Genomic DNA, 5,075 nt, shown 5'->3' on the forward strand with positions numbered 1-5,075 from the left:
TTCTAGTGTATTATTTATCAAAATTCACATACTACCATTGTAACATCCAAATAACAAAAAACAACCAAGGAGGACACAAATAATGTCAAACACAAATTCTTCTAACAAAGCAGTTGTACCGGAAGCGAAGGGCGCTCTTGACCGTTTTAAATTTGAAGTGGCAAATGAGCTGGGTGTACCTCTCAGCGACGGATATAACGGAAACCTCACATCCAAACAGAATGGTTCTGTAGGCGGATATATGGTCAAAAAAATGATCGAAGCTCAGGAAAGACAGATGTCCAGCGGTTCTCAGAACAGTCAGTTCTAAGCACAGCAGAAGAAGAAAAAGCTCAGGCGACCTTATGTCTCCTGAGCTTTTTTCTTTCTCCTATAAACCAAGGAAGCCTGTAATGTCTCCATTGATAACATAATGTGCTCCATTATCCTCTGGCTTGATATATACCTTTAAGTCTTTAAGCTCTGATTCCTTTTTGCCCATCTCTTCTGTCCATATCTTTTTAATGCTCTCAACTACGTCCTTGGCATACACCTCTTTGCCCCAGAACTGTACATACACCTCTGTATTTACCGGAGCAGCTTTTTTGGCAGCAGTTTTTCTAACTGTCTGTTTTTTCTCCGCTGTCTTTTTGGCAGTTGTCTTCACAGCAGTTTTCTTTGCAGCTGCAGCCTTTTTCACAGGTGTTGTTTCCATGGTTTCTTTCACTGCAGATACTGTTGCTGTTTCTACAGGAATCTTTGCAGGAGCCTCTTTTTCGATAGCCGTTTTTGCAGTTGTTGTCTTAGGTTCTGCTTTTTTTGTTGTTGTTCTTGTAGCCATAATAGCCTCCTTACAAGGTGAAATAAAAAGTAATTACGCTATTAGGATACTACGTTTTCTTTTTTTTTGCAACAATTTATTTAAATCAGGCTTTTTGTTTCCCTTAAAGTCCAAAATTTTCAAGTCCTTCTTTCATACAGGAATACAGTTGTTTTTTTAAAGCCTCATCCTGCGGCAGTGACAGATCCGGATCCAGTGCAAGAATCCCGGCAGCAGCTTCACTGGCACTTTTCAGTATTCCCGCATCATTGTAGATATCTCCGATACGAAATTCCAGAAGTCCGCTTTGACGAATTCCAAAAAGATCTCCCGGTCCTCTCAGTTTCAGATCCTCCTCTGCAATATAAAACCCGTCATTTGACTGATTCAATATTTCCAGTCTTTTCGAAATAGTTTTTTCTCCATTTCCCTGAATAAAAATACAGTAAGACTGGTACTCTCCCCGTCCTACTCTGCCTCGGAGCTGATGGAGCTGTGCAAGGCCAAAACGTTCTGCATTTTCCACCATCATTACAGTTGCATTTGGAACATTGACGCCAACCTCTACAACCGTTGTAGAAACAAGTACCTGGATCCTGCCCTCAGAAAAATCTTCCATGATCTGATTTTTCTCTTTTGGTTTCATTTTTCCATGAAGATATTCCACGCAAATGTCTTCTGAAAGTGCCTGCTTCAGCTTTTTTGTATAATCTATAACATTTTCCGCATCCAATCCTTCACTTTCCTCTACCATGGGACAGATCACATATACCTGTCTTCCTTCACGGACCTGACGCTCTATAAAGGAATATGCCTTTGGGCGGTAGGAGATATCTACCACACAATTTTTAATGGGAAGCCTTTTGGCCGGCAGCTGATCTATTACCGATATATCTAAATCCCCATATAAAATAATCGCCAGCGTTCTTGGAATTGGAGTGGCACTCATAACCAGCACATTAGGAGGATTTCCTCTGGTGGTAAGGGCCTCTCTCTGTTTCACACCAAAACGGTGCTGTTCATCCGTGATCACCAATGCAAGGTTCTGATATTCCACTGCCTCCTGTATCAAAGCATGCGTTCCAATTATCACAGAAGCTTTTCCTTCTCTGATTTTTTCGTAGATCAGGCGCTTTTCTTTTGCGGTATTGGATCCTGTAAGCAATACCGCATCGATATCCAGTCCCTGCTCCTGCAATAATTTTTGGAAGGCTTCAAAATGCTGTCTGGCAAGAACTTCTGTAGGAACCATCAGGGCTGCCTGATATCCGTTTTCGCATGTCAGGATCATAGCCAGAAATGCCAGGATTGTTTTCCCACTTCCCACATCTCCCTGGACCAGCCTTGACATCAGCGCCTGTCCGGAGAGATCTCTTTCTATTTCATGCCATGTATTTAGCTGCGCATCGGTAAGACGATATGGGAGATTTTCTATTACCTGCTCTGTGGTCCACGTTTTTTTCATGGGAAAAAGATTTTCTGCCACTTCTGTTTTTTCTTTCAGAAGCTGTACTGCAAGGATAAAAAACAGAAACTCATCAAATACAAGGCGCTTTCTGGATTCCATCAGTTCTTCTCGATCCTCTGGAAAATGTATTGTCCGCAATGCATAATTGATATCTGATAAGTGATATTTTTCCCTTATTTCGTGAGAAAGATATTCACTTCTCATTTCCTGATCTTTCAAAAGCTGCTGTACCATTTTTACAATGGTTTTATTAGACAGACCTGCAGTCAAAGCATAAACCGGCTGAAGGCTGTGAAGGATCTCTTTATAGGCTGCCGGGGTATAAATTTCCGGATGTTCCATCTGCAGTTTTCCCTGACGGCGTATTACTCTTCCCCGGAATACAAAACAAGCCCCTTTTTTCAAAGTGTTTTTTAAGTATGGAGTGTTAAACCATACGATTCCCACCCTGCCTGTCTCGTCTCCTGCTGTTATGGAAATCACCTGTTTTCCCCTGACAGAGTTTACATAAACACCGGAGCATACGAAAGCGGAGACGGCTTTCACCGTCCCCTCCTTAAGATCTGCAACCGTGGCAGTATCTTCGTATTCATCATAATTTCTTGGATAATATCGAATCAAATCCTCAGTGTTGAAAATTCCTACCTTCTGAAACAGCTTCTCTGTTTTTTCTCCAACACCTTTTAGAGTTCTTAAGCTTTTACTCATAGTTATTCCACAGAAATAATATAATAGTAGATTGGCTGTCCGCCTCGGTTTACCTCTACCTCACAATCAGGATAAAGTTCTTCTACAGAAGCAGCAAGTGCTTCAGCACTTTCTTCTGAAGTATCTGCGCCATAATAAATACTGATAACCTCTGCCTCATCAGACATCATTTCAGCAATAGTTGCTTCTGCAACCTTCTCCTTGTTGCCTCCAACAGCAAGGATCCCTTTGTCACCAATACCCATGATATCACCTTCATGGATTTCTTTGTCGTCCAGGCGTGTATCACGGACAGCATAAGTAATCTGTCCTGTATGGACCTTGGAAATTGCCTCTTCCATTACTTCTGCATTTTCCTCAGCAGATTTTTCCGGTACAAAGCTGATCATAGCTGTAATTCCCTGAGGAACTGTCTTGGTTGGAACAACCACGATCTTTTTGTCCTCAGTAAGATCACGTGCCTGATTTGCAGCAAGAATGATATTTTTGTTATTAGGGAAGATATAGACTGTCTCTGCATTCACTTTTGAAATAGCATTGAGCATATCTTCTGTACTTGGGTTCATCGTCTGACCGCCTTCAATAAGGTAATCTACTCCAAGCTCACGGAAGATCTCTGTAAGACCTTCTCCGGCAGAAACAGCGATAAAGCCGGCTTCTTTAGGCGGAAGCTTTTCTGCTTCTTCCTGTTCTTTTGCAAGTTTTTCAGCATCTTTGATCAGTTTTTCCTGATGTTCTTCCCTCATATTGTCAATCTTCATACGTGAAAGAGCACCATAGGTTAAAGCACGTTCGATTGCCTGTCCCGGATGATTCGTATGAACATGTACCTTAATGATCTCCTCATCAGCTACCACAACAATAGAATCACCAATAGAAGTCAGAAATTCTTTAAATTTATGCTCTTCCTCTTCGGAAACCGGGGCTTCAAGAAGAATGATAAACTCTGTACAATATCCGAATTTAATGTCTGCCTCTGCCTGAGGGGAGATCTTAGTTACAGACGGACTGCTGCTTTTCTCAAAAACAGAATAATCAATTTCTTTTCCCATAAAGCCGTCAATGGCTCCTCTCATCACTTCCAGGAGTCCCTGACCGCCTGAATCCACTACACCAGCTTCTTTCAGCACTGGAAGCATTTCCGGCGTTCTGGCAAGAGTCTCTTCTGCATGAGCAAACACTTCATCAAAAAACGGCTGAAGCTCTTCTGCTTCCGGGGCAATCTCCACTGCCTTTAAAGCCGCTTCTTTTGCAACAGTGAGAATTGTTCCTTCCTTTGGCTTCATAACTGCCTTATAAGCGGTTTCTACAGCCCGTTCCATGGCAGCGGCAATCGCAGACGCATCCAGCACCTCTGATTTCCTTACACTTCTGGTAAAACCACGTAAAAGCTGGGAAAGGATAACACCTGAATTTCCTCTGGCTCCACGCAGAGAACCTGATGAGATCGCTTTCGCCAGTGTCTCCATGTCGGGATTTTCCAGGGCACTTACTTCTGAAGCTGCCGACATGATTGTCATTGTCATATTGGTTCCTGTATCTCCGTCCGGAACAGGAAATACATTTAATTCGTTGATCCATTCTTTTTTTGCTTCCAGATTTCTGGCTCCTGCCAGAAACATTCTGGACAGTATTTTCGCATCTATGGTTTTTATACTCACCACAAGTTCCTCCTCTGACTTAGTCTATTGCACGTACACCTTCCACATAGATGTTGATCTTTTCAATTTCCATACCGGTAAATTCTTCTACCTTGTATTTCACATTGCTGACAAGGTTGTCTGCGATCGTGCTGATATTGATACCGTATGCCACAATAACGTGGAAATTCAGACGGATTTTATTTTCTTCTGTGACCACTACACTGATGCCATGCTTCAGGCTGTCTCTGTGAAGCAGTTTCACAAGACCATCTTTCATGCTGACTGCAGCCATACCAATAATACCAAAGCATTCCACTGCCACACTTCCGGCATAGGTTGCAATTACATCGGTATCAATGACTATCTGTCCAAGTCCGGAATCTATACGTCCATTCATATAGGTACCTCCAATTTTTTAGTATGCATGTATTATAACCTTTTTTTTACGAAAAAGGAA

General features: G+C 42.1%; 5 protein-coding genes. 1 reads left to right on the forward strand and 4 read right to left on the reverse strand.

The window, feature by feature from the left end; translation table 11 throughout:
• Positions 1-82: 82 nt before the first annotated feature.
• Positions 83-310: an alpha/beta-type small acid-soluble spore protein gene (locus tag RDS42_RS12445; protein WP_308783936.1), complete on the forward strand. Its 228-nt coding sequence runs from the start codon at positions 83-85 to the stop codon at positions 308-310.
• A 60-nt stretch (positions 311-370) separates the two neighbouring features.
• On the opposite strand, the gene RDS42_RS12450 is transcribed toward RDS42_RS12445, so the two are convergent.
• From RDS42_RS12450 to RDS42_RS12465, 4 genes are all read right to left on the reverse strand, one after another.
• Positions 371-820, reverse strand: coding sequence for a DUF6465 family protein (locus tag RDS42_RS12450; protein WP_308783937.1), 450 nt, complete (start codon positions 818-820; stop codon positions 371-373).
• Between the two features lie 103 nt (positions 821-923).
• Positions 924-2,975, reverse strand: coding sequence for an ATP-dependent DNA helicase RecG (gene recG, locus RDS42_RS12455; RefSeq protein ID WP_308783938.1), 2,052 nt, complete (start codon positions 2,973-2,975; stop codon positions 924-926).
• 2 nt (positions 2,976-2,977) lie between these two features.
• Positions 2,978-4,636 carry a DAK2 domain-containing protein gene (locus RDS42_RS12460; protein ID WP_308783940.1) on the reverse strand — a complete coding sequence of 553 codons (1,659 nt, stop codon included), beginning with the start codon at positions 4,634-4,636 and terminating at the stop codon, positions 2,978-2,980.
• Positions 4,637-4,655: 19 nt separating this feature from the next.
• Positions 4,656-5,015, reverse strand: a complete 360-nt coding sequence (locus tag RDS42_RS12465) for an Asp23/Gls24 family envelope stress response protein (RefSeq protein ID WP_308783939.1) — start codon at positions 5,013-5,015, stop codon at positions 4,656-4,658.
• Between the last annotated feature and the right edge of the window lie 60 nt (positions 5,016-5,075).

Source organism: uncultured Blautia sp., from assembly GCF_902497045.1.
Lineage (GTDB): Bacteria > Bacillota > Clostridia > Lachnospirales > Lachnospiraceae > Blautia_A.